Below are 3138 nucleotides of genomic sequence, written 5' to 3'. Positions count from 1 at the left end.
GGGTGCTGCTGGCTCGGATGACACCCACCGGTGCACCGCCGCCGAGCCCATCGAGGGACAGAGCGGAAGCAAGGGTCGCGACGTCGGATTCGGTGAGGGCGCCGGCGCGCGCCAGCAGCGTCGCGGCCACGATGGTGGAGGCCCGTGCCCCGCCGTCGAGCATCTTCAGGGCCACGGTGGTGCCGTTCGGGGCGACCATGACCATGACGCCCTCGGCCCCGCCCTTCGCGAACACGCCGAGCGACTCGATCGCGATCGTGTCGGGGCGTCCCGGGCCCTCGATGGTCCAGGGGTGCTCGCGCACCGCTCGGCCGAGCGAGCCGGCGACGCGGTGGAGCGCGAACGGCGACCGGTCGGATGCGGTACCGATCCGATGGATCGATCGGGCAAGGCCCGTGAGGGTGATCGCGTAGACCGGAGCGCCGCATCCGTCGATCGCCATGTGAGCGACCTTCTCGCCCGTGAGGCGCTCGATGACGTCGCGGATGTGCGCCTGCAAGGGGTGCGAAGGATCGAGATAGCCGTCGGTGGGCCATCCGGTGGCGACGCAGGCGCGGAGCATCGCCGCGTGCTTGCCCGAGCAGTTCATGCGGATGCGCGTCTGCGCACCGTGCTCGCGCACGAGCTCGTCGCGGGCCGACGTATCGCTCGGCCATGCGGGCGGGCAGCCCAGGTCATCCTCGGTGAGACCGCCCTGGGTGAGGACGTCCCGGACGACCGAAGCATGACGCTCGGTGCCGGTGTGGCTCGCGGTCGACATCGCGAGCTGCTCCCCTTCGAGAGCAGCGCCCGCGGTGATGCACGCCACAGCCTGCAGAGGCTTGAGGCTGGATCGGGGCAGGACGAGCGCCTCGGCATTGCCGTGCCGGGCGATCACGTCGCCGTCGGGCGAGAGCACGACGGCCGCTCCGGCGTGGCGGGATTCGACGAACCCGCTCCGCTCGACGACGGCGAGTTCCACGGCATCCTGAACGGTGAGAGTCTCCAGCACCTCCCCAGGATATCGTCGCTTCGCGCCGCGCATGTGCGCCGGGGGTCGGATGCTGCTGGCAGACTGGCGGCATGGCTGATCGTTCCACACCCCTCGGCGAGCACCGTTACGCCCTCACCTCCACCTGGACCGGCAACTCGGGTTCGGGCACGAGCGGCTACCGCGAGTATCGACGCGATGTCACGCTCGAAGTGCAGGGGAAGCCCGAGATCCTGGCATCCGCCGACAAGCCTTTCCGCGGCGACCCCTCACGCTGGAACCCCGAGGACCTTCTGCTCGCCTCCCTGTCGGAGTGTCATCTGCTGTCCTATCTGCATGCATGCGTGACGGCCGGCGTGGTGGTCGTGGAGTACCGCGACAGCGCCTCGGGCATGATGCGCGAGAACGGGTCAGGAGGAGGGGCCTTCGTCGAGGTGATGCTCCGGCCGGAAGTCGTCGTCGCGGACGAGTCGATGATCGAAGCTGCCGAGCGGGCGCATGCGCAGGCCAACGAATGGTGTTTCATCGCGAACTCGATGAACTTCCCGGTTCGCCACGAGGCCACCGTGCGGGCGCAGACGGCCTGAGACGCCGTGCGCGGGGGTCAGCGACGCTCGTGAGGCAGGGCCTGCTTGATCTTCTCGATCGTGCCCTGCGCGGGCGCCTCGTTGTGCGCATCCGCCAGCTCCTGACCGGAAAGACCGTGGATCGCCGCCATGATCTCGTCGGTGGCGAGTCTGCGTGCGCGGCCGCTCGTGGCGGGTCCGTGCGGTGACAGATCGAGAGGCTCACCGAACCGTACGGTGATGCGCTCCTTGAGAGTCGGCATCTTGGCGCCGACGGGCATGACCTTGTCCGTGCCGATCAGGCCCACCGGAACCACGGGTGCACCGGTCTGCAGGGCGAGGAATGCGACTCCGGTGCGTCCCTTGTAGAGCCGTCCGTCGGTCGAGCGTGTTCCCTCGGGGTACAGCGCGACGGCCAGACCCTCCTCGAGAAGCTGACGCTGGACGTCGAGCGCATCGAGGGCGGCCTTTCCCGCGCCGCGTCGCACCGAGATCGCACCGATCGATTCGAAGAACGTCTTGCTGAGCCAGCCCTTGAAGCCCGGTCCTTCGAAGTAGGTCGACTTCGCGAGGAAGTGCACCGGGCGAGGAGCGGCCACGGGAATGGCGATCGAATCGATGAACGACAGGTGATTGCTCGCGAAGATGACGGGCCCGTCCTTGGGCACGTTCTCCCTGCCTTCGATGCGGGGACGGTAGATCGTGCGCGCGAGCGGGGTGATCAGACCCCGGCCCAGCGAGTACGCGAACCCTGCGTGACGAGGCTTCTCAGTCTCTGCGGGCGAGGATTCGGGCACCACGGACTGCTCTGACGTCATCAGAGCAGATTACCCCCGGTTCCATGCCCGGGTGGGAATGAAGAGCTGGAGCGCGCCTCCCAGCATGAACAAAGGGGTGTGCGAGATGATGGGGTGTCCTGCCCGCGATCCTGAGGTCTCACTGTGCGCAAGCGTCCGCTCATCGTCCTGTCCACCATCGCTGCGGCGACCCTGCTGCTGGCGGGCTGCGCCGGTGGCTCGACTCCCGACGCGACGGAGACCCCTGACGCCTCGGCGCAGACCTCCTGCCTCGCCGATCTGAAGTCCGGGGCCGGTTCCGACGCTGTGACGGTCGAGGGATCGGGCGCAGATGCCAAGGTGACGGTGCCCGAGGGCGCAGATCTCGCCGAAGCCGAGCGTTCCGTGGTGGTCGAGGGCGAGGGAGACGACGTGCTCCCCGGCGACCTCGTGTCGCTGCGATACCAGCTCATCGACGCGACGACCAACGAGGTGCTCAGCACCTCTGAGCGCGGCCCGGACGGCGTGCTCTCGGCTCTGCTCGCGGCTCAGCAGCCCCAGCAGATCGTCGACCCGACGCAGTCCACGGTGTTCACCGTCGCGGCGGAGTGCCTGCCGATCGGGTCGAGCGTGGTCCTCACGCTCCCCGCGGCGCAGGAGGGCATGAACCCGAGCGTTCTCTATGTCGAGACGATCGAGCAGCTGCCGACCGTCGCCTCCGGTTCCGATGTCGAGCCCACCGATGGTATGCCGACCGTGGAACTCGACGACGCGGGCTCGCCCACGATCACCCTTCCGGATTCCGACGCTCCGACCGAGACCGAGG

At 68.5% G+C, this 3138-nt stretch carries 4 protein-coding genes; 2 read left to right on the top strand and 2 right to left on the bottom strand.

Annotated features, from left to right (window positions below):
• Positions 1 to 1024, bottom strand: a 1024-nt coding sequence (locus tag J7E68_RS10305; RefSeq protein WP_215172286.1) for an asparaginase, incomplete at its 3' end; no start/stop codon positions are given.
• Between the two features lie 38 nt (positions 1025 to 1062).
• Here J7E68_RS10305 and J7E68_RS10300 point away from each other — a divergent pair.
• Positions 1063 to 1557 carry an OsmC family protein gene (locus tag J7E68_RS10300; RefSeq protein WP_215172283.1) on the top strand — a complete coding sequence of 165 codons (495 nt, stop codon included), beginning with the start codon at positions 1063 to 1065 and terminating at the stop codon, positions 1555 to 1557.
• A gap of 17 nt (positions 1558 to 1574) precedes the next feature.
• Here J7E68_RS10300 and J7E68_RS10295 read toward each other — a convergent pair whose 3' ends face one another.
• The gene (locus J7E68_RS10295) at positions 1575 to 2354 is read right to left on the bottom strand and encodes a lysophospholipid acyltransferase family protein (protein ID WP_215172281.1); all 780 of its coding nucleotides are present in this window, start codon (positions 2352 to 2354) and stop codon (positions 1575 to 1577) included.
• A gap of 123 nt (positions 2355 to 2477) precedes the next feature.
• Between J7E68_RS10295 and J7E68_RS10290 the strand changes: the two genes are divergently transcribed.
• The coding region (locus J7E68_RS10290; RefSeq protein ID WP_215172279.1) for a hypothetical protein at positions 2478 to 3138 on the top strand (661 nt) is incomplete at its 3' end.

This window comes from Microbacterium sp. ISL-103 (assembly GCF_018613995.1).
Classification (GTDB): domain Bacteria; phylum Actinomycetota; class Actinomycetes; order Actinomycetales; family Microbacteriaceae; genus Microbacterium.
The sequence above is the reverse complement of the archived record's forward strand: the minus strand, read 5'-3'. Positions and strand labels throughout refer to the sequence as shown.